The organism is Shewanella algicola (assembly GCF_014648035.1).
Classification (GTDB): domain Bacteria; phylum Pseudomonadota; class Gammaproteobacteria; order Enterobacterales; family Shewanellaceae; genus Shewanella; species Shewanella algicola.
The window spans coordinates 1-1,022 of the sequence record NZ_BMQI01000153.1 but is presented as its reverse complement, the minus strand read 5'-3'; the positions used below and the strand labels follow the sequence as shown (position 1 = coordinate 1,022).

Below are 1,022 nucleotides of genomic sequence, written 5' to 3'. Positions count from 1 at the left end.
CTGATAATTGTCGCCAAACAAACTACCATGAGCAATAAATAAAGCCGATGACGATTATCTCCTTAAAAAAGCAGTTTATGCAATTCTTCAATGCAAACATCCTTCAAAAAACGGCTAAGCGCACGGGGTTTATTCAACGAAATCGGTCTATTCTGCCGGAAATACTGATCCCAAGCTTGATATCTGCGTTGAGTAAAGGCAACTGCCATGCCATTGCAGACTTGCATCGTCAGTTCAATGGTATGTGTTTGACTGAAAATGATAATGTGGCTTACAAGCCCTTCCACAACCAGCTCCGTAAGGAAGCCTTTCCTCATTTTATGCAGCAACTGGTACAGTTAGCTATCGCTCAATTTGCCCGCCAACAATGTGCTCAGCTTCCGAAGAAGCTGTCTTGCTTTGATGATATTCTGCTTCAAGATGGCAGTTCATTTCATGTTCACAAGGCGTTAGCCGATGTCTACCCAAGCCGCTTTAAACGCAATCCTGCTGCGATAGAGTGCCATATGACCATGTCATTACGAACCTTTAACCCGACGGCGATGACGATAACTGCTGATACGGCTTCAGAAAGAGCCTATCTCCCAAAGCCATTTAAGATGAAAAACAAGCTACTTCTGGCTGATGCGGGATACCCTGATTTCGAGTTTTTTGCCGATGTGGAGCGTCATAATGGTTTCTATATTGTTCGGGGTGCAAAGTCACTCAATCCAAGGGTTGTAGAAGCTAAAAATGGCAAGGGCCGCATTCTTCCTAAGCTTGCTGGAATGAAGCTCAAAGACATAACGCGCCGTACCAACCGCACTGAAATTCTTGACCTCAAAGTCCACAGAGGCAAACAGGAGTTTCGAGTTGTAAGACGTTGGTTCGCTGAAGAAAAGCGGTTTTGTATCTGGTTAACAAACCTACCGACAGAGGCCTACTCAGCCGATGATATTATGGCGATTTATCGCTGCCGCTGGCAGGTTGAACTGCTGTTCAAAGAGTTGAAATCACATACAAACTGGCAGAGATTTGCTACC

At 44.8% G+C, this 1,022-nt stretch carries 1 protein-coding gene; it reads left to right on the top strand.

All coding sequences use genetic code 11. From position 1 onward, the window contains the following. Positions 1-47: 47 nt before the first annotated feature. Positions 48-1,022 (top strand): IS4 family transposase (locus tag IEY42_RS22165; RefSeq protein WP_188927327.1); only part of this gene is annotated, 975 nt, incomplete at its 3' end.